Source organism: Companilactobacillus sp. FL22-3 (genome assembly GCF_054881455.1).
In genome coordinates this window covers 1-21117 of record NZ_JBTYYZ010000010.1, presented here as the reverse complement: position 1 = coordinate 21117, position 21117 = coordinate 1, and the positions used below count along the sequence as shown (strand labels likewise).

Annotated in this window: 20 protein-coding genes; 7 read left to right on the top strand and 13 right to left on the bottom strand. The window is 38.3% G+C overall.

Annotated features, from left to right (window positions below; all coding sequences use genetic code 11):
• Positions 1–33: 33 nt before the first annotated feature.
• A complete protein-coding gene (locus ACYT32_RS09715; RefSeq protein WP_395265929.1) occupies positions 34–1017 on the top strand; it encodes an L-lactate dehydrogenase in 984 nt (327 codons plus the stop codon).
• 116 nt (positions 1018–1133) lie between these two features.
• A complete protein-coding gene (gene cbpA / locus ACYT32_RS09710; protein ID WP_395265928.1) occupies positions 1134–1796 on the top strand; it encodes a cyclic di-AMP binding protein CbpA in 663 nt (220 codons plus the stop codon).
• Positions 1797–1874: 78 nt separating this feature from the next.
• On the opposite strand, the gene alr is transcribed toward cbpA, so the two are convergent.
• The 4 genes from alr to ACYT32_RS09690 all read right to left on the bottom strand — a co-directional run bounded on the left by alr (position 1875) and on the right by ACYT32_RS09690 (position 6553).
• Positions 1875–2987 (bottom strand): alanine racemase, encoded by a 1113-nt coding sequence (gene alr, locus ACYT32_RS09705; RefSeq protein WP_395265927.1) that lies wholly within the window; start codon positions 2985–2987, stop codon positions 1875–1877.
• Positions 2988–3347, bottom strand: a complete 360-nt coding sequence (gene acpS / locus ACYT32_RS09700) for a holo-ACP synthase (protein ID WP_395265926.1) — start codon at positions 3345–3347, stop codon at positions 2988–2990.
• Between the two features lie 225 nt (positions 3348–3572).
• Complete coding sequence (locus ACYT32_RS09695) at positions 3573–5105, bottom strand: DEAD/DEAH box helicase (protein WP_395265925.1); 1533 nt, start codon at positions 5103–5105, stop codon at positions 3573–3575.
• Between the two features lie 83 nt (positions 5106–5188).
• Entirely contained in the window at positions 5189–6553 is a 1365-nt protein-coding gene (locus tag ACYT32_RS09690) for a UDP-N-acetylmuramoyl-tripeptide--D-alanyl-D-alanine ligase (RefSeq protein ID WP_395265924.1), read from the bottom strand.
• A 90-nt stretch (positions 6554–6643) separates the two neighbouring features.
• Here ACYT32_RS09690 and ACYT32_RS09685 point away from each other — a divergent pair, with 90 nt between their 5' ends.
• Positions 6644–7876 (top strand): multidrug efflux MFS transporter, encoded by a 1233-nt coding sequence (locus ACYT32_RS09685; RefSeq protein ID WP_395265923.1) that lies wholly within the window; start codon positions 6644–6646, stop codon positions 7874–7876.
• Between the two features lie 23 nt (positions 7877–7899).
• On the opposite strand, the gene ACYT32_RS09680 is transcribed toward ACYT32_RS09685, so the two are convergent.
• The 6 genes from ACYT32_RS09680 to ACYT32_RS09655 form a co-directional block, all read right to left on the bottom strand.
• Positions 7900–8148 (bottom strand): type B 50S ribosomal protein L31, encoded by a 249-nt coding sequence (locus ACYT32_RS09680; protein WP_010018477.1) that lies wholly within the window; start codon positions 8146–8148, stop codon positions 7900–7902.
• Between the two features lie 101 nt (positions 8149–8249).
• Positions 8250–9746, bottom strand: coding sequence for a ribosomal protection-like ABC-F family protein (gene abc-f / locus ACYT32_RS09675; RefSeq protein ID WP_395265922.1), 1497 nt, complete (start codon positions 9744–9746; stop codon positions 8250–8252).
• 239 nt (positions 9747–9985) lie between these two features.
• Positions 9986–11266 carry a UDP-N-acetylglucosamine 1-carboxyvinyltransferase gene (locus ACYT32_RS09670; protein WP_395265921.1) on the bottom strand — a complete coding sequence of 427 codons (1281 nt, stop codon included), beginning with the start codon at positions 11264–11266 and terminating at the stop codon, positions 9986–9988.
• 40 nt (positions 11267–11306) lie between these two features.
• Positions 11307–12920: a CTP synthase gene (locus ACYT32_RS09665; RefSeq protein ID WP_395265920.1), complete on the bottom strand. Its 1614-nt coding sequence runs from the start codon at positions 12918–12920 to the stop codon at positions 11307–11309.
• A 165-nt stretch (positions 12921–13085) separates the two neighbouring features.
• Entirely contained in the window at positions 13086–13742 is a 657-nt protein-coding gene (gene rpoE / locus ACYT32_RS09660; RefSeq protein ID WP_395265919.1) for a DNA-directed RNA polymerase subunit delta, read from the bottom strand.
• A gap of 46 nt (positions 13743–13788) precedes the next feature.
• On the bottom strand, positions 13789–14229 hold the full coding sequence (locus ACYT32_RS09655) for a YwiB family protein (RefSeq protein ID WP_395265918.1): 441 nt from the start codon (positions 14227–14229) through the stop codon (positions 13789–13791).
• A gap of 55 nt (positions 14230–14284) precedes the next feature.
• On the opposite strand from ACYT32_RS09655, the gene ACYT32_RS09650 reads away from it, so the two are divergent.
• From ACYT32_RS09650 to mscL, 4 genes are all read left to right on the top strand, one after another.
• Positions 14285–15097 (top strand): lipoate--protein ligase family protein, encoded by an 813-nt coding sequence (locus tag ACYT32_RS09650; RefSeq protein ID WP_395265917.1) that lies wholly within the window; start codon positions 14285–14287, stop codon positions 15095–15097.
• Complete coding sequence (locus ACYT32_RS09645) at positions 15098–16441, top strand: HD domain-containing protein (RefSeq protein ID WP_395265916.1); 1344 nt, start codon at positions 15098–15100, stop codon at positions 16439–16441.
• A gap of 126 nt (positions 16442–16567) precedes the next feature.
• Complete coding sequence (locus ACYT32_RS09640; RefSeq protein ID WP_395265914.1) at positions 16568–18265, top strand: glycerol-3-phosphate dehydrogenase/oxidase; 1698 nt, start codon at positions 16568–16570, stop codon at positions 18263–18265.
• Positions 18266–18424: 159 nt separating this feature from the next.
• Positions 18425–18835 (top strand): large conductance mechanosensitive channel protein MscL, encoded by a 411-nt coding sequence (mscL, locus tag ACYT32_RS09635; RefSeq protein WP_395265913.1) that lies wholly within the window; start codon positions 18425–18427, stop codon positions 18833–18835.
• Between the two features lie 183 nt (positions 18836–19018).
• Here the strand turns inward: mscL and ACYT32_RS09630 are convergent, their stop codons facing one another.
• The 3 genes from ACYT32_RS09630 to ACYT32_RS09620 all read right to left on the bottom strand — a co-directional run.
• Positions 19019–19495, bottom strand: coding sequence for a hypothetical protein (locus ACYT32_RS09630; RefSeq protein ID WP_461793434.1), 477 nt, complete (start codon positions 19493–19495; stop codon positions 19019–19021).
• A complete protein-coding gene (locus ACYT32_RS09625) occupies positions 19462–20049 on the bottom strand; it encodes a hypothetical protein (RefSeq protein WP_461793433.1) in 588 nt (195 codons plus the stop codon). The genes ACYT32_RS09630 and ACYT32_RS09625 overlap by 34 nt, the downstream gene beginning before the upstream one ends.
• 159 nt (positions 20050–20208) lie before the next feature.
• A partial coding sequence (locus ACYT32_RS09620) for a hypothetical protein (protein ID WP_395265910.1) occupies positions 20209–21117 on the bottom strand: 909 nt, incomplete at its 5' end.

The window sequence follows — 21117 nt, the reverse complement described above, 5'->3', positions numbered from 1 at the left end:
AACATATTATTTTCGAAGGGATGATATTTTATAATGACAACTCCAACAAACGAAAAGAACCACCAAAAAGTACTTCTAGTTGGTGACGGTGCCGTAGGTTCAACTTTTGCATATGCTATGACACTTCAAGGTATTGCACAAGAACTAGTTATCTGCGATATCGCTAAAGACAAGATTAAGGGTGACGCAATGGACCTTGCTGATGCAATTCCATTCTCATACCCTAAGAACATTCACGCTGGTGAATATTCAGATGCTAAGGATGCTGATATCGTTGTTATCACAGCCGGCGCTCCACAAAAACCAGGTGAAACAAGACTTGACCTTGTAAACAAGAACTTGAACATCTTGAAGACAATTGTTGACCCAATTGTTGAATCAGGATTCAATGGTATCTTCTTAGTTGCTGCTAACCCAGTTGATATCTTGACATACGCTACTTGGAAACTTTCAGGCTTCCCTAAGGAACGTGTTATCGGTTCAGGTACATCACTTGATACAGCTAGACTACAAAAATTCGTTGGTGAAGAACTAGGCGTAGACCCTCGTTCAGTTAACGGTTACATCATGGGTGAACACGGTGATTCAGAATTCGCTGCATGGTCACACTTAACTGTTGGTGGCGTTACAATGGCAGAATGGATGAAACAAAACTCAGACATCACTGCTGATACTCTTGACGCTATCTACAAGAAGACAGTTAACGCTGCTTACGACATTATCAATACTAAGGGTGCTACATTCTATGGTATCGGTACTGCTCTTGCAAGAATCTGTAAAGCATTGCTAAGCGATGAAAACACAGTTCTTCCATTATCAAACATGATGACTGGTCAATATGGCGTTTCTGATATTTATATCGGTTCACCTGCTATCATCAACCGTAAAGGTCTAAAACAAATCGTTGAAGTCCCATTGAATGATGAAGAATCAGCACAAATGAAGAAATCAGCTGCAGAACTTGAAAAAATTCTTAAAGATGGTTTCGAAGCTACAGGTATCAAGGGTCGTCAATAATCCTTAATCACTGTAATATTAAAAGCCGAAGCAAATTAATAATTTGTTTCAGCTTTTTTTTTGTGCCGAAGTACTGTATTATTAGTTCAATCATACTTGATTGGATGTGAATATATATGTTAGTTAAATCACTTGTTTTAAAGAAAGACAAACTTACTACAGTTAAAGAAACTGTAACGCTTGAAGAGGCTCTTAAAGTCCTTGAGGATTCAGGTTACCGTTGTGTTCCTATTCTTGATGAAAGTGGTCAAATATTTAGGGGTAACATTTATAAGATGCACATCTACCGCCATAAATCACGTGGTGGCGATATGAGTCTACCTGTAACAACTTTGATGAAAAACGCTACTAAGACTATCAATGTTGACTCACCATTCTTCAAAGTTTTCTTCAACATTAAGGATCTTCCTTACATCGCTGTTTTGGATGAAAACAATTTGTTCTATGGTATCTTAACTCACTCCAGACTTCTCAGCATGTTGTCAGACGCTTGGAACTTGGATATCAGTAGCTATGTCCTAACAGTTAGTTCTTCAGGTGACCGTGGTGATCTTGAGAAAATGTCCAAGATCTTTGCTAAATACGTTTCAGTGGCTGCCTGTATGACTTTGGATGCTAAATCAAATGAAGTCGTTCGTCGGACACTCTTTACCTTACCTTCTGGAACTGATATTGAAACTTTGAAGGAAATTATCAAACGTCTTGAAAAGAAGAGCTTTATCGTTTCAGAAATCGATGACTTGAAGTCGGGTAAGATTCTCGACAAGAATACATTATAATCTTTCAACCATTTTGCTAAAACAAAACCAAAAAAATTCTTACTAATTGTCAAAGCGACAGTCAGTAAGAATTTTTTTTTAGTTTTTGTAAACACGTGGAAGACGTTCATTCAAGGCACAAAGAACTTCGTAATTGATGGTTTGAGAATATTGTGCGACATCAGTAGCCGTTATTTCTTCGTCACCATCTTGACCGATCAATGTAACTTTTGTTCCGACTGGCAATTCTTTTGGTAAACGTACCATGAATTGATCCATGCAGACACGTCCGACGATTTGACAACGTTGTCCATTGATTAAAACATCGAAGCCTTGCATTCTTCTTAACCAGCCATCAGCATAGCCGACCGGAATAGTTCCAATCCATTCATCTTTTTCGCAAGTATAAGTGGCACCGTAACCGATACTATCGCCAGCCTTAACTTTTTTAACAAAAACCAATTCCGAGAAGAAACTCAAAGCTGGTTCTAGTTTAAATGGTAACTTGGTGATATCAGTTTGTGAGGGATTCAAACCATACAAGGCGATTCCATATCTAACCATGTTGATAGCTAAATCTTTGTGCCACAAAGCTGTAGCTGAATTGGCACAGTGAACGTAAGTAAATTCAGTTGGCAAATCGCTCGACATTTCTTTGAAACGTTGAACCTGTTTTTCAAAATAATTTTCATCCGGACTGTCAGCTGTGGCAAAATGAGTGAACAATCCTTCAGGAATAAAGGCGTTCTTATGAGCGTTCAAAAATTCGCAAGCTTCAACCAAGTCGGCTTTTTTCTGAAAGCCAATGCGACCCATACCACTGTCAACTGCTAAATGTACCTTCAAATTAGTCGTTCGCAACTGTACGGCTACCTTCAACCAATCTAAATCACCCACAGTCACTGAAATATTGGCCCGTGCGGCCACTTTAGCATACTCGACAGGAATTATACCTAAAACTAAAATTGGTGCCTCTACGCCGCTATTACGTATCTCTAGGGCCTCATCTAAGGTAGCTACACATAATCCAGCTGCTCCGTACTCAATTTCTGCTTGAGCTACTTGAACCAAACCATGTCCATAGGCATTAGCCTTAACAACTGCAAAGACTTTGGTTCCCTTGGGTACGGCTGCCAACTCATTTTGCAGGTTTTCCTTGAGTTTGCCCAAGTCTATCTCTAAGTATGCTGGACGATGTATTGATGGTAACATTTAATTTTCCTCCTCTAGTATAACTTCAGTTATAACTAGTTCATCTGTATCGGAAATGGATACGTGAATATTGCCTTGAAATATTTCGGTTTTGATGTATGGCTGACCCGAGTCATGATTCAAAACACTCAAATCATGAAAACCAATCCCAACTAGGCCAGTTCCCATAGCTTTTGTGAAAGCCTCTTTGACTGAAAAACGTCCTGTTAGATAAGTCATTTTAGCTTTTTCGGTATTCAAAGCGTTGAAAACTTCAATTTCATCAGGATTCAAAATTTTCTCCAAAAATCTTGGATGACGACCATAAATCTTACGAACACGGTCGATTTCTGCAATATCGATACCTAAACCTTTGATCATATGATTCTCTCCGTTTTTATAAGAATTTTGTTAAACTCCGTAACTAAATAATTAAAAAAACAAAATGATTAACTCATTGCTCAAGCCTAAATGATAGCATTCTCAGACTAATTTACAAGTCTTGATCAGAATCGATGCTAATAGTCATATTGTCCTTCTTTGATTATTTTACTGTATCAAAAAAGGCAAAGTAAAATGTTTTACCTTGCCTTATAAAATTAATTATTATTTTTCCAGATTAGTTCTGATCTTGAATGACTTTTTAGCACGACTATTATGCTTGTTGTCATGTTCGCGACGCTTGCCACCATTGTCATCATGGCCACCACGACGATCATTACGACGGCGACCACCATTACGACGATCTGAAGAACCGCGATGTCCGTTGAATTTACCACGACGTCCATGACCTGAACGGCTATGACTAACTTTTCTTGATGGAAGTGGTCTTTCAGGAGCAATCTTAACCGGAACACTTTCAGCATCCTTGATTGATTCGCTCAAGAAGATTCTGGCAATATCTTCAGCTGAATATTCTGATAACAATTCTTGAACAGCTGAATCAAAACGATCCAAATGTTTGTCATGTTCCAAAGTATCCTTGATATCTTCTTTAACAGATTCAAGTTGACCTTTAAGAACTTCCTTATCAGTTGGTGGAGCTAAAGGTTCCATACGTTTCTTAGTCAAGTTTTCAATGGTACGTAAGTAACCCATTTCGTTTGGTGTAACAAAAGTTACTGACACACCAGAATGTCCGGCACGACCAGTACGGCCGATACGGTGAACATAACTGTCAGGATCTTGAGGAATATCGTAGTTATAAACATGTGATACTCCAGAAATATCCAAACCACGGGCAGCAACATCAGTTGCGACTAAGAAGTCCAACTTACCAGCTTTGAACTTTCTTAAAACACTAGTACGTTTGTCTTGTGACAAATCACCGTGAATACCTTCAGCGTTGTAGCCACGAGCTTGTAAACCACGTGTCAATTCATCAACACGACGTTTCGTACGACCAAAAATCAAGGCCAACTCAGGAGCTTGAACATCAAAGATACGCGTCATCAAATCAAATTTTTCAAACTCTTTAGCTTTAACAAAGTATTGTTCAATCTTATCAGCTGTCAATTCCTTTGACTTGATCTTAACGATCTTAGGATCAGTCATAAACTTATCAGCAATCTTCATGATTGGCTTAGGCATTGTAGCTGAGAACAATAATGTTTGATGCTTGTTAGGTACGTTTGACAAGATACTTTCAATATCTTCAACGAATCCCATATCGAGCATTTCGTCAGCTTCATCAAGGACAACGGTTTTGACGTTGTGTAGTTTCAATGTGTGACGATTGATATGGTCAAGCATTCTACCAGGAGTTCCGACAATAATTTGTGGATGACTCTTCAAGGCACGAATTTGGCGTCTGATATCAGAACCACCATAAACACTCTGAACCTTAACTTTCTTCTTACTTCCTAAGCGATACAACTCTTCTTGAGTTTGAATAGCTAATTCTCTAGTTGGTGAGATAATCAATGCTTGTATGTCACTTGATTGAGTATCAACGGCATTTAGTAATGGTAAACCAAAGGCTGCCGTCTTACCTGTACCAGTTTGAGCTTGTCCAATGACGTCGTCGCCAGTCATAACTAGTGGAATAGTTTGAGCTTGGATAGGTGTAGTTTCTTCAAAACCAGCTTCGTCTATGGCACTCAATAATCTGGGATCTAAATCTAATTCTTTAAATTTCACAAATGTCCTCCATTTTTTAAAACACGATAAATAACAATTTGACTACTGTACCACGTTTCATACACAAACTCAAATGACAGCTTCTACAATAATTCATGTAAAACGTTTTCTAAATGTATTCCATGGCTGGCCTTGAGCAAAATAGTATCATTTGGTTTTAATTCTTTTTTCAATTCTGCCGTTAAATCAGCTAGCTGATCTTTGCCATACCAAAGTAAATCTTGATCATCATATTTAGTAGCCAATTTATCTCTCAAGAATTTCATATCGTCGCCCACTAAATAAACTTTATTGAAGTCAGTTGCATTTATATGATCGGCTAATGACTCATGAAGCTTGGCAGACGCATCACCCAATTCCAGCATATCACCTAAAACGATCAGTTTACGACCAGAGGTTTTAATTGCACTTAAACTGTGCAAAACTTCAATTGCGGCCGTCGGATTGGAGTTATACACATCACTCAAAATATCGGCTCCGTTACTAGCTTTGAGCCATTCCGTCCGATTCTCGGTCACAAATAACTCGCTTAAAGCTTTTTGCATCGCTTCGGGTTTAATATGTGAAGCTTGTCCGACCAATAAGGCAGCCAAAGCGTTGTTGACGTTATATTCGCCCATCATCGGAATCGTGAATTCGAGCTCTGGCCATTGATTAGTTGTAAAACTCGTCGTAGTCTTGCCAGGTTTGATCTTTGTCGCATACAAATCATTGGTATCTTTTCGACCAAAAGTTAATTGTCTCTGTTCAATTTTTTTAGCACGTTCTAACAATAATGGTTCGTCACCGTTATAAACAAAACGACCATCTTCTTGCAAGTGATTTGTTATTTCCATTTTGGCATCAGCAATCTTATCACGGGTTCCAAAAAATTCAATATGCGCTTCACCGATCATTGTGATGACAGAAATATCAGGATTAGCAATACTGCTTAAATGATCGATCTGGCCAGGACGGTCCATCCCCATTTCTACTACTAAGACTTCGGTATTAGTCGGCATGTTCAAAATCGTGTAAGGCACACCAATTTCGTTATTAAAATTCTTAGGTGTTTTGGCAACATTATTGCTGGTACTCAAAACCTTGGCGATCATATCCTTGGTGGTAGTCTTCCCGTTACTACCAGTCACAGCAATGACCTTAGGATTTACCTTATTCAAATAATACTTAGCTAAAGTTTCAAAGGCACTGGCAACATTCTTTACGACAACATAAGGTATCTTGGCATTGACAATTTCATGATCACTTTGCCAGATCGTAGCACTTACGCCGTTTTCAATCGCACTATTGATAAATTCATGTCCATCGCGATCTCCTTGCAGTGGAAAAAATAAATCACCCTTTTGAGCCTTGCGACTATCGAAACAAACTCCAGTAATCTCAACGTCTGCAATCGCATCACTTTGGATTTTTAACGCTGAGTAAACTTCCCTTAACTTCATCTTCATGAAAAAACTTCCTCAATTATAAATAATTTAATTTGTCTGGTATAAACAAAAAAAGAGTATACTAAGATACTTAGAAAGGATTTGATGTATATGACATCTAATACAGATGATACTGTCGAGCCGAACAATTATTGGAAACGTAACCTAATAGTTCTTTGGTTCAGTACTTTTGTATCCGGTATTGGCTTCAGTATGATAACACCCTTTATGCCATTATACATTAACCAGTTAGGTAATTTCACAAAAAGTCAGCTCGTCATTTGGAATGGTATCGCATTTTCATCGACATTCCTAGTTATGGCGATTATCTCTCCTATTTGGGGCAAGATTGCTGACCGTCGCGGTCGTAAGTTGATGCTGATTCGGGCATCGCTTGGGATGGCGATTGTTATTTTCCTACAGGCTTTCGTCACTGCTCCTTGGCAGTTGGTTGTTTTACGACTCTTGCAAGGTGTCTTTTCAGGATTCGTCAGCAACTCCAACACTTTAATTGCCTCAACGGCACCTAGATCGGAAAGTGGAAAAGCTTTAGGAACCTTGAACACCGGTGTTATTTCCGGAACGCTTCTGGGACCTTTGGTCGGCGGTGTTATCGCTCAATACTTCGGTTATCGGATTCCTTTTATGATAACTGGGTCATTACTTTTCATAGCTTTTATTCTCGTTACGATTTTTATTAAGGAAGATTTCAAACCTGTTCCTAAGGGGCAAGAAGAATCAACCAAAGAAATTTTCCACAAGTTGAAAAATCCCAATTTAATCTTGGCCATGTTTGTCACAACCATGATCATCCAGACTTCTAACAACTCGATCAATCCTATCATCAGTTTGTACGTTAAACAGCTGATGCATAACTCGAGTCAAGTAACGTTGGTGGCGGGTGTCATTGCTGCAATGCCAGGAATTGCTAACATCATCGCGGCTCCACGTTTCGGTGCCTTGGGCGATAAAATCGGTACAGGGAAAATTTTAGTCGGCGGTTTAATTTTTGCCGTTTTGGTCTATATCCCCCAAGCCTTCGTTACTAATGTCTGGCAATTAGCAGGTCTGCGGTTCTTAGTTGGTATCTCTGATGCTTGCTTAGTTCCACAAGTACAAACAATTCTCGCCAAATATACTGATCCCAAATATACTGGTCGGATCTTCGGTTATAACCAGTCCTTCCAATCAGTTGGTAATGTCTGTGGACCATTACTTGGTTCATCGATCTCTGGTATTTTCAGCTATTCAGCTGTCTTCTTAAGTACTAGTATTTTAGCAATGATCAACTTCGTTTGGGTCTTTTCACATCTGAAGCCAAAGAATACGAAAGCAAAAAAATAAGCCATCCGATTGGATGACTTTTTTTATTTGTTTTGCAAACCATATTTTTTGTTGAAACGATCGATACGTCCATCTGCTTGAGCAAACTTTTGCTTACCTGTGTAGAAAGGATGTGAATCTGATGAAATTTCAACACGAATCAATGGGTATTCTGTACCTTCATAATCAGTTGTTTCTTTTGAGTTCATTGTTGAACCAGCTAAGAATTTCTTACCTGTTGATGAATCCATAAATACAACTTGGCGGTACTCTGGATGAATTCCTTGTTTCATTCTATGTCGCTCCTTTGCCATAAATCCTTAACGGAAATATAGATTATAATAACTAACAGTGTCTAATATTATCATGACTAAAGCTAATTTTCAATATAATTCTAATAATGTAAGCTGACTTTTTGCACAGCCACTTGATCGATCAGATCCAAATCATGGTCAATCAAAAGCATGGTTGGACGTTGTTTTTTGATGACATCGATAATCTGTTGACGTGTAATAACGTCTAAGTAATTCAATGGTTCATCCCAAAAGTACAAATTAGCTTCCTGGGACAAACTCAAGGCTAAGGCAACTTTTCTTTGTTGGCCTTGACTCATTTTTTCCACAGGCTGCTCAAACAAGGACCTTTCAAAGCCTAATTTTCGTAAATTAGAATAAATTAATTCCAATTTGATTTTTTTATCCACAGCTAGTTGTTGAATATCGCCTTGTAATTCATCATTTTGCGCCAAATACGAGATTTTGAGGTTATTGGCTACTCTGACATCCCCCTGATGCTCAAATGGCTGTGGCAGTCCCAAAATGTGTTTAAAGATAGTCGTTTTACCTATCCCATTGGGACCGACTAAGGCCACAACTTGGCGATTTTCAACTTTGAAATTAACAGTTGGCGTGACTATTTCGTTATGTTGCAAAGACAAGTCCTTAACTTCCACCATTACTTGTGGATAATTAACCGGCTGGTAATTCAAAGCGATTGGTTCTTCATCTTCAAAATTCTTCAATAAATTTTGTTTTTGATCAATAGCGCTTTCGACTCGCTTTTGGGCCGTCTTGGCCTTTTTCATCATCTTAGCTGACTTACGTCCAATGAACCCTTTATCCAAGTGAACTTTTTCAGTGTAATGCTTTTTGTTCTTTTGTGACTCCGTTTGATTGGACCAATTTTCTCGCTTAACCATTGTTTCATGTAACCGACGAATATCTTTTTGTAATTGTTCCTTTTGATTCTGTTCATATTGATCCTGACGTGCTTTATTATCTTGCCAAGTATCAAAATTGCCCTTAAAGACTGTCACATCTGCCCGATTGATGGAGATAACATGATCGATCACTGGATTTAAGAAGGTTTTATCATGACTAATTATGATAAAGCCTTTTTTGGCCTTGAGATATTCTGAAACGATCTGACGTCCCTCGATATCTAGGTGATTCGTCGGTTCATCAATTAATTGAAAACCTGATTCATCAATAAATAAGATTGCTAATAAGACTTTCGTCTGCTCACCAGGACTAAGCGTGGAAAAAGTTTGCTGCAAGACATCTAGACTGACTTGTAATTTATCCAACTCGATCTCAATTTTCCAAAGATCGTATTTCTCTATTCGAGCTAATTTTTGTACCACTTCGACTGTTGGCACGTTTTTATCAACAACCGTCTGTGGAAAATAATAAAAATTGAGATTAGAAATAATCTGACCTTGATAATCAAGTTTTCCTTGTAAAAGTTTCAATAGGGTAGTTTTGCCACGACCATTACGCCCTATCAAACCTAATTTCCATGATTCATCAATCTTTAAATTTAATGAATCAAATAGGTTGTTCAACATTTGGTCATATTTAAAACTAACATTTTCGACTTGAATTGTACCCATTTAATAACACCTTCATTCAGGTGTAGTGCAATCTGACTAAAAATTTTCGTACAAAAAAAGGACGCTAAACAGCATCCTTAATTGGTTTTAAGGAAGCGGGTCAAGAAAATAAGCCAAATCAAACTACACACAATATTTAACATATTTGTATAATCTTGAATTTGAACTTAATTTCTCAACGGCGCACTTCCTCTCTGTGTCTTAATTATAAATTAATTTATCAGGTTACTAGGCTGATGTCAAGATTCAATCATTTCATCTTCGCCAACTAACTTAACGTCAGCGCCTAAACAATGAAGCTTCCAAACCACTTGATCATATCCACGCAAAATATTTTCAGCGTGATCGATGACAGTTTGACCATCAGCTAATAGTCCCGCAATCATCAAACAAGCTCCAGCTCTGATCTCATCAGCTGTGACATTCGCACCCTTTAATTGGGCTCCGCCATGAACAAAAATCAAATCATTTTCACTGGTAATATTAGCTCCCATCTTCGTTAACTGAGAAATGTGTTTTACTCGTTTCGGATAGATGGTATCGATGATCATCGCTTCTCCACTAGCTTTCATCAAAAGCGGTGTGATCGGTTGTTGCAAGTCAGTAGCAAAACCAGGATATGGCATTGTCTTAATATTGACGGCTTTCAAATTAGGCGATGGTTTAACGTAAATACTATCTTCGCCAACCTCTAAATTAACGCCCATCTCATCAAGTTTAGCCAAGAAAGCATCCAAATGTTCACTAATGATGTTTTTAACTAAAATATCTCCGCCGTTAGCAGCTGCCAAACTTAAATAAGTCCCAGCTTCGATTCGATCAGGAATAATCGTATGAGCATTATTTGAACGTAATTCATCGACGCCTTCGATACGGATGGTTTCTGTACCCACACCACGGATAACAGCTCCCATATTGTTCAAGAATGTTGCTAAATCAATAATCTCTGGTTCTTTAGCGGCATTTTCGATCACCGTCGTTCCTTTAGCTTTAACAGCTGCCAGGATAACATTGATCGTTGCACCAACTGAAACCATATCTAAAAAGATTTTAGCTCCCTTGAGGCCTTCTTCAGGAGTTGTAATAATGATTTGCCCATGTTTGTTCTCAACGCGTGCACCTAATGCTTCGAATCCCTTGATATGTTGGTCAATAGGACGTGGTCCAATATCATCGCCGCCTGGAAAACCGACGACTGCTTTACCGAAACGACCTAGCATCGCACCCATAAAATAGTAGGAAGCTCGCAAACTGCTTACTTTGCCACTAGGTAGTTCAGCAAATTGGATCTTTGTCGGATCAATTCGCAATACATCATTATTCATTTCTGAAGTAACGTTCATATCTTTCAAAATAGAACGTAAATTTTTTACATCTCTAATTTGGGGAACAGAATCTAACACTACAGGTGTGTCAGATAAAATTGCTGCAGGAATCAACGCTACGGTACTGTTTTTAGCACCACCAATAGTCACTTCACCCGATAATTTCTTTCCACCGTTGATTACAAGTTTTTGCATAAGTTTTTTCCTAACTATTTTTAACTACTTCAAAAGAAGATTACATTTGATCTTCTTCAAGGCCTGAAGCTGCACCGATAAATCCTTTGAACAAACCTTCTGGTTTAGTTGGTCTGGACAAGAATTCAGGATGGTATTGAGCTGCAACGAAGAACTTGTTTTCAGGGATTTCGATAACTTCAACTAAGTGGTTATCTGGTGAAACACCTGAGAATACTAAGCCAAGATCTTCGAATTGTTTACGATATTCATTGTTAAATTCATATCTGTGACGATGTCTCTCTTGGATAACTGATTGATTGTCATAAGCAGCTGCTGCTTTAGAGCCTTCTTTTAGTTTACATGGATATGCACCTAAACGTAAAGTACCGCCACGATCTTCGACATCTTTTTTATCAGCCATAATGTCAATGATCTTATTTTGAGCATTTGGATCAACTTCACCAGTTGTTGCATCCTTGATACCAGCAACATCACGGGCAAACTCAATACTTGCCATCTGCATACCCAAGCAAATTCCAAGATATGGTACATCATGTTCACGAGCATACTTGATAGTTGTGATCATACCTTCAAGTCCACGGCTACCAAAACCACCAGGAACTAGGATACCATCAGAATCTTTTAGATAATCAGCCACATTGTCTTCCGTAATAAGATCAGCTGAAATCTTTTCTAGTTCTATTTCTGTATTATAAGCATAACCTGCAGCACGTAGGGCTTCTGTTACGGAAATGTAAGCATCTTGTAACTTAGTATATTTACCAACTAAAGTAATCTTTGTCTTGTGTTTCAAGTTGTGGACACGGTCAACTAGCTTTTGCCAATTTGCCATATCGGCTTCTTTTGTATCTAAATGCAAGTAACGGCAAACGATATCATCGAAATTTTGTGCTTGTAGATTCAAAGGAATGTCATAAAGTGAACTAGCATCACGAGATTCGATCACAGCCTCTGAGTCAACATCACAGAAGGAAGCAATCTTATCTTTCATATTTTGTGGCATTGGCATTTCAGTTCTGACAACTAAGATGTTTGGTTGAATACCGATTCCACGCAATTCTTTAACACTGTGTTGAGTTGGCTTCGTCTTCATTTCACCAGCAGCCTTTAAGTATGGTACGAGTGAAGTATGAATATAAACAACGTTTTCTGAACCAACCTCTGCTTTCATTTGACGCAAAGCTTCAAGGTATGGTTGTGATTCGATATCACCAACAGTACCTCCAACTTCAGTAATGATTACGTCTGAATCAGTTGTTGTAGCAGCACGCATAATCTTTTGCTTGATCATATCTGTAATATGTGGAATTACTTGAACAGTTGCTCCGTTGTAATCACCGTGACGTTCACGACGGATAACTTCAGAATAAATCTTACCTGTTGTAACGTTTGAATACTTGTTCAAATCGTTATCGATAAATCTTTCGTAGTGTCCTAAATCAAGGTCAGTTTCTGTACCATCATTTGTAACATAAACTTCACCGTGTTGATATGGGCTCATTGTACCTGGGTCCACATTAATATAAGGATCAAATTTTTGCATTGTCACCTTAAGGCCGCGATTCTTTAACAGTCTACCAAGGGATGCGGCAACAATTCCCTTACCTAATGATGAAACGACTCCACCTGTAATAAAAATGTATTTAGTCATATTTTCCTCCACATATTAATTCTAGGGATTTCTTACTTGCAAAAATAAAAAAGTCCCCCATTCAACATGAACAGGGAACTTAAATTAGTCTATCTAAATAGAGCCCGAACTATATAATACCGTGATATGTTCGAGTCGTCAAACTTTTAATCAAAAAAATCAAACTTATTTATTGTCATCGTCGTCGTCATCGTCGATATCATCATCATCTTCGTCATCATCATCAGAAAGATCGATATCTTCGTCATCGTCGTCGGCATCGAATTCTGTCAATTGACCTTCGATACCGTCGTCTAGACCCTCATCATGTTCATCGTCGTCATCGTCATCAACAGATGTTAAATCAGAGTTAGTGAACTTAGACAAGTCTGGACCACCTTCAGATGAGCCATCACTGTCATCATCGTCATCCATATCTGTGACGCTTAGATCTGAATCATCATCGTAGTCGACCACGTCATCATCTTCATCGTCATCACTCAAGAAGGCATTAACCTTTTGGGCAGCCTTGTGAGTATTCTCAGTACCATTGTCTTCAGGATGATTTACTTCTTCATCGACAGAATCATATGGATACCACTTGCGCAAACCCCAAACATTTTCGCCAAGTGAAAGAAAACTACCATCATTATTCAAATCTGTATAGAATTGAGGAAGTGATTCCTTAATATCGTCATCAGATTTACCCAAATAATCTTGTATTTCATTCACGATATCTGAGAAATTCATTACTTCTTTATTATTGTTGTTTAGGATCTCGTAGGCGACCTCAATCAATGAAAGCTCGTCTTTGTTTTGACCCTTGAATTTGTCAAACTTCAAACGTGTACACGTCCTTTCGCAGCGTCTTATTTATAATGATATAGACTTAAGCACTAAAAATCAATCTAAACTTATAATTTCCTATTACATTATTATCGTAAATCAGATCATAATCAATGTTTATTTTACCAGAAAGTGGATTAGTTACAATTTCGACCTTAGAATCTTTGGTATACGTGTCTAAAGGCATAATTCCATATTCAGTTTCCAAGTGGCCACTATTGTGTTCTTGATGGGTAAAATAAAGTAATGAAGCCAAATTATTAGCTTTGGCCACTCGTTTAACGTGAATCTCGCCACTTTCCGTAATTTTAACTAGAATAGATGCTTTATCATCATTTTCCAAACTCTCATGAAATCTCAAATAAATCGAATTACCAATCTGAGTGAATTTTCCCGGTTCAGAAATTTTGGTATGAGTTAACTCCCCAGATTGTAATGTATCAATATTTAACTCAACATTTATATCAAAACTATTATTTTCCAATACCCTACAGCCTCTACATGATAAAATTATATTATTAATTCAAAGAAGTGATTAAGTGAACAATACTATTATATTATACGACCAACAAATTAGCTCTAATAAAGATATGCTTGTTCCATTTTCAGACACTGGTGCCATTTTAAAATTCGTTTCCGAAAATAACCAGCCAGTAGTCCATTTTTGGGTTACGCAGCCAACTGTCATCTTAGGCATGCAAGATAAAAGATTAAATAATCTCTCTGCGGGCCTAGATATGTTGTCAGAAAAAGACTACTTATTTTATCTCCGTAATTCTGGAGGACTAGGTGTCGTCACTGATTCAGGCATTCTTAACTGTACGATCTTTTTACCTGACAAAGACAACCTTTTGATCGACGATGCTTACGAAAAAATGTATTCCTTATTAAAACAAGCCTTTTCGCCACGCATAACTGCCGGTGAGATCGTCAATTCATATTGCCCAGGAACTTATGACCTCAGTATTGACGGGAAAAAGTTTGCTGGAATATCGCAGAGAAGAGCAGGCAATGCTGTGGCTGTCATGGCTTATATAAGTATCAATGGTAATCAAAAGCAACGCAGCCGCCTCATGAAAAACTTTTATGAAATCAGCAACTTCCCCAAAAGTCAAAGCTTTGCCTACCCAGAGATCAACCTTCAAGCTATGGAAAACTTGGACCAGCTGTTAAACCAAGAATTATCGATTACTACAGCCAAAGAAAAAATCTTACAAGTCATCAGTCAAGACTACCACGTCGATCAAGAAACATTTTATATAATTCAAAATTCACTCCCTTACCAAGAGGCCTATAATAACACGCTAAACGATTTAATTAAAAGAAATAAGATTCTACTGGAGGGCAAATAAATGTCAGACAACATCGAAATGTTACCAAGAGAGAAAGTCTTTCGCGACCCAATTCACAATTACATTCATATTCAGCACAAAGTCATCCTCGATTTAATCAATACCAAGGAATTTCAGCGTCTACGCCGTATCAAACAACTAGGGACTTCTTCATTTACTTTTCAAGGAGCCGAACATTCCCGATTCACTCACTGTATGGGTGTTTATGAAATAACACGACAAATCTGTGATAATTTTCAACGCAATTATCCCACCAAACAAAGCGGTGACGGTCTTTGGGATGATAACGAACGCCTCGTTGCTCTCTGTGCGGCATTGCTTCACGACGTGGGTCATGGTGCTTATTCTCACACCTTTGAACATATTTTCAATACCGATCATGAGATGTGGACTCAAAAGATCATCACTTCACCAGAAACAGAAATCAATGGTGTTTTGAGACAAGTTGCTCCTGACTTCCCAGACAAAGTTGCCAGTGTGATTGCCCATACCTATCCTAATCCTCAAGTAGTTCAAATGATCTCTAGCCAAGTTGATGCTGATCGCATGGATTACCTCTTGCGCGATGCTTACTTCACAGGAACTAAATATGGAATGTTTGATTTAACCAGAATCCTGCGAGTGATGAAACCTTATAAAGGTGGTATCGCCTTTGATAAAAATGGGATGCATGCAGTTGAAGACTATATTCTCAGCCGTTTCCAAATGTATCAACAAGTTTATTTTCATCCTGTATCTCGAGGTATGGAAGTTGTCTTAACTAAGCTCCTACAACGAGCTAAGGATCTCTATGAACATAATCATATGAATGGTTTCGAGATGCCAAGCCTCTTGATTCCTTTCTTTGAAAACAAAGTCTCAATCGATGATTATTTACTACTCGACGATGGCATCCTCAATACCTACTTCACTTTGTGGCAAAGTTACCCAGATGAAATTTTAAAAGATCTATCCTATCGTTTTCTAGCTCGTAGACCTTTCAAATCAGCTGAATATGACCAAAACACCGCAAAAATCTTGCCTAATTTAGCTGAAATAGTTGAAAATGTCGGCTTTGACAAGGATTACTACACAGCAACTAATACAAGCTACGACTTACCTTACGATATTTATGACCCGAATTCGAATAAGAATCGCACTCAGATTGAAATCATGCAAGACGATGGCTCTTTATTAGAGCTGTCGACCATCAGCCGTTTAGTTAACGCATTGACTGGTAAAGTTTTAGGCGACGAACGCTTTTATTTCCCAAAGTCAATGTTACTAGAGCCTACAGACGATATTTTCAGTGGCGACTATGCTAAATTCAAAAAACATATTCACAACGATAAAATTGTTCAGTAAATCGCTTTCAACTTTCACATTTATTTATTAAAATGAAGCTAACCTATTTTGATTTAAAGTCTGTGCATTTCTCAGATGATGAGGTTATGCTTGCTTTGCCTAGAATGTGAAAAACAGGAGGTTATCATGACAGAATTTTCTAATAAAACCAGAACGGACAACTTGCAAAAAATGCAAGATCAAGTATTAGATTTATTAGTAATCGGTGGTGGGATCACTGGTAGTGGGATTGCGCTTGATGCTCAAACTAGAAATATCCAAACCGGTTTGATTGAAATGCGTGACTTTGCTTCTGGAACTTCCAGTCGCTCAACTAAATTAGTTCACGGGGGGCTGCGTTATTTGAAACAAGCGGCCGTCAAGGAAGTTCACGAGGTTGGTAGCGAACGGGCAATTGTCTACAATAATGCCCCTCACGTAACGACACCATTAAAAATGATGTTGCCTTTCTACGACGACGGGACTTTCGGACCATTCACTACTTCAATTGCACTGGACGTTTATGACCGCTTAGCGCAAGTAAAGAAATCCGAAAGAAAGTTCATGTTAAAAGCACATGACACCTTAGAACGTGAGCCATACATTAAAGGCGAAGGCTTGAAAGGTTCTGGTGTTTACGTTGAATATCGAACTGACGATGCCCGTTTAACTTTAGAGGTATTGAAAAAAGCTAATGAATCTGGCGCCTTGATTGCCAATTACATCCAAGCAACCGGCCTATTGTATGATCAACACGACAAAGTCTGTGGAGTGATCTTTAGAAACTTGATCGATGGCTCGACCGGTGAAATCCATGCTAAAAAGGTAATTAACGCCTGCGGTCCTTGGGTAGACGAAATCAGACAACTGGATGGCTCAGATACTGGTAAACACTTGCATCTTACAAAAGGGGTTCACCTAGTTATCGATCATGATAAATTCCCGATCACTAATTCAGTTTACTTTGATACCCCATTCCACGATGGCCGAATGATGTTTGCCATTCCTAGAGAAAACAAGACTTATATTGGAACGACCGACACGACTTGGACAGCAGATCCTAAAGAACCAAATATTACCACGGAAGATGTAACTTATATTCTAGCGGCAGCTAATCAAATGTTTGACTTACCACAATATCTTACTCCTGATGATGTTGAAAGTGGTTGGTCTGGCGTTCGTCCGCTGATTCAAGAAGAAGGCAAATCACCATCAGAAATATCTCGAAAAGATGAGATTTTCCAATCCAAATCTGACCTGCTCTCCATTGCTGGCGGTAAGCTAACTGGTTATCGAAAGATGGCCGAAAAAATCGTCAACCGTGTGGCCGAACAACTAGCTGTTGAAACTGATTATGACTTCAAGAAAACAGTCACTGAAGACTTAACCTTATCCGGCGGTGAAGTTGGTGGTGATGAAGGCTGGATGGATTACTTTGACCAAGCTGTTCATGAAGGGATTATCAACTATGATCTAGAACGCGATGAGGCTGAAAAGTTAGTTCAGCGTTATGGTTCAAATGTCTTCGATGTTTATCAATTATTACCAGACACTCAAACTAAGGACAATTTGCCAAGAATCGACTGGGCTATGTTGAATTATGGCCTAGAGTTTGAGATGGTTGAACATCCTATCGATTACTTACTTCGTCGTAGTAGTCAAATGTTATTTGATATTGAACACATGAAATCAGTCAAAACTGGAGTTATCGACTACATGGCTAAGTATTATGACTGGTCCGACGAGACAAGCGCCGATATGACCGCCGAAGTCGATCAAAAGCTTGCCCTGACTGACCTTCATGATGTTAAGGCAAAATACACCGAATACGCTCAAAATAATTAAATATTGTCGCAAGTCCAATCATCCCGGTGATTGGACTTTTTTTACTCCAAAATTAAAATTTGAATAAATATCTCCACGGCACTTTAATTTTTCTCAAATTATAGTAAAGTGAATCTTGTACTTTGAAAAAGGTAATAATAATGAAGGAGATTTGCGAGAATGCTGAAGGAATTCCAAGAATTTATTTCCCGTGGTACTGTTGTTGACTTAGCTGTCGGTGTTATCGTTGGTGCTGCTTTTAATAGCTTGGTATCAGCGATTACTACTTACCTTTTGAATCCACTGATTGGACTCATCATCGGACAAATTGACTTGTCAGACATGAAATTTCAAATCTTAGGAGCAACTTTCTTGATCGGTGATTTCATCAACGCCTTAATCAATTTCTTGATCATTATGTTCGTCGTCTTCATGATCGTTAAAATGATGAATAAAATGCGCCGTGATGGTTCACGTAGTAAGTTTGATCGAAACGGTGAAGCAATCCCAGATCCACAAACCGAATACTTACAACAAATCCGTGACCTATTGAGATATCAACAAAGAAATAACCACAATGACCGCTATTAAGGTCGTCAATCTACAAAAGCTGCATCAAATTAAACACTTTTAAGACACGTGCTCTTATCTCAGAGCCATGTCTTTTTTTTATCCAAAAGGCGGCAACTCAAAATCGAGTTACCGCCTTTTTACATTAATGCTCGAAAGCTTAAAGTGTTTTGCGCCGCTCTCACTCATTATTTAGATATTTTCCTATTTAAGTGGTGTGACGACTTTTAAGTCTAGTGCCTGAATAAAACCACTCGTGCCGTCAACTACCATTGGAATGACATTGACGCTTGGTGCCGCACTAGTTACATAACTTTCATCAAGAGGCATCATACCATCGATACTAATATCGAGTGCTTTAGGCATCCCCTCAATGTGAATCTTGTTGTCAATTGCAGGAGTCTTAACTACATCATCACAAATTTTATGAACGTAGATCAAACTGACTTTGGCTTCACCATTAACCATGCCGCTCATTGTGAACTTGTGTCCGCAAAGGGTACCTTTCTTTACCGTCCCAAATGTTGGATGTAAATCTTCTGGGGCGGTGTACCACTCATGTTCAATCTTCATATCATCAAACTTGAATCCAAGCCGATCACCCATTTCATAGACTCCAGAAATATAATACGAAGCAATTCCTAACTTCAACTTATCCTGTGGAAATTGCTTTGGATCCATACCATATCCAAAAACTTTGACCCAACTCGAATAATTATGTTGATCGTCTTCACCTGATTGAACTGTAATTTATCCACATGACCCATAAGTCCCGCTAAGACAGTTGGAATATACGAAGCATAAGCTCCTGGTAACAAACCAGTTGGTAAGTAAGAAACTCCATTTTCTTTAGCAGTATCATTGATCATTTTGAATAAATCAGGTGTAGTTGCCTGTGAATAATAGATTGGCAAAGTCGTGATCACATTTTTCTTAGCTTTTAATAATCGGCAAACATCTACAGCGCTAGGTGTAAAGCCGCCTTTTTCATCTCTAACCAATGGCGTATAATCCAAAACTACATCAGCATCTAACTTCAATGCTTCATCGATATCATCAGTTACTGTAACGCCAGTTTTAGCAAAGCCAAAAATCTCACCAGCATCTTTGCCAACTTTCTTCGGATCAATGTCCACTGCTGCTACTAACTGCAATGACTGTTTCTCCTGAATCATTCTAATTGCGGCCCGGCCAACATTACCAAGGCCCCAAACGATAACTTTATACTGTTTCATCATATCACCCCAATCTGGTCAAGAATCGGCCTATCTATTGCTCATAGTATCACTAACTCTTGATAGATTATATAGCTCTGAAAGGTTTTTCATAACAAATTTATAAACCAAAAAAATACGTTAAATTGAACAAATAAAAATTCAATTTAACGTATTTTTCTAGACTGAATCATTTAAAACCCAATTAACTTTTCCAGTATAAGCGCCTTTCACTGATTTACCAGTTGATTTCAATAAAATACCTGTGGCACTATTCCAATTATCACTAATTTGTGTAACTTGAATACCACTAGTAGTCTTAGCTCCTTGAGCAATCTGAACTGGGATTGTGGAACTGAAGTCTTGTTCTGTATTATCAGATTTTCTAAAAATCAAGTTTCCAGCAAATTTAAGGCTATTTTGATACAAGCCATCATTTGTGGCTGTTAATTTCCATTGCGATCCTTGCGCTCTAGCATCGCTAACTGAAACATTCCAGGCACCAGTTCGTGGAATTAAACCGTTAACAAAACCAGTATTGATCGTCTTAAAGCTATAATTGCCAACGTTCAAAGATAATGTCCCTTGTTTAGAAATTATTACCGTTCCCGTATTAGAAACATTACCATCACTGTCTTTGACATATATCTGAAGGGTATTCTTTTCTTGAGTAAGTTGTGAATAAGGAACTGAATAATTTAATTTACCATCAGTTCCACTGCTTCCCAATGACACCGTGGTCAGTTTGGTTCCATTGAGAATTCCATACACGTTAACCTTTGAATTGGTGACTGTACTTCCGTCGGTATACGTAACTTGACCAGTTACATTAGCAGCTTCATCATTTTTGACAGTAATCTGAGTTTGATCCAAACTCAAATTAATTGGCTTAGCTTTATTGATAACGAATGGTACGGTATCAACATCTTTGATTAAATCATCACTTGTAAAATGTGAACGCACGGAAGGAACTTTAGTTGAAGCACTGACACCATTAGCCACACCGTTAATCGTTATGGTTGCGCTATTTAGTGAACTAGATAGCGATTTACTTAATGTATAGGTCAAAGTATTCCCGGAAAGACTACT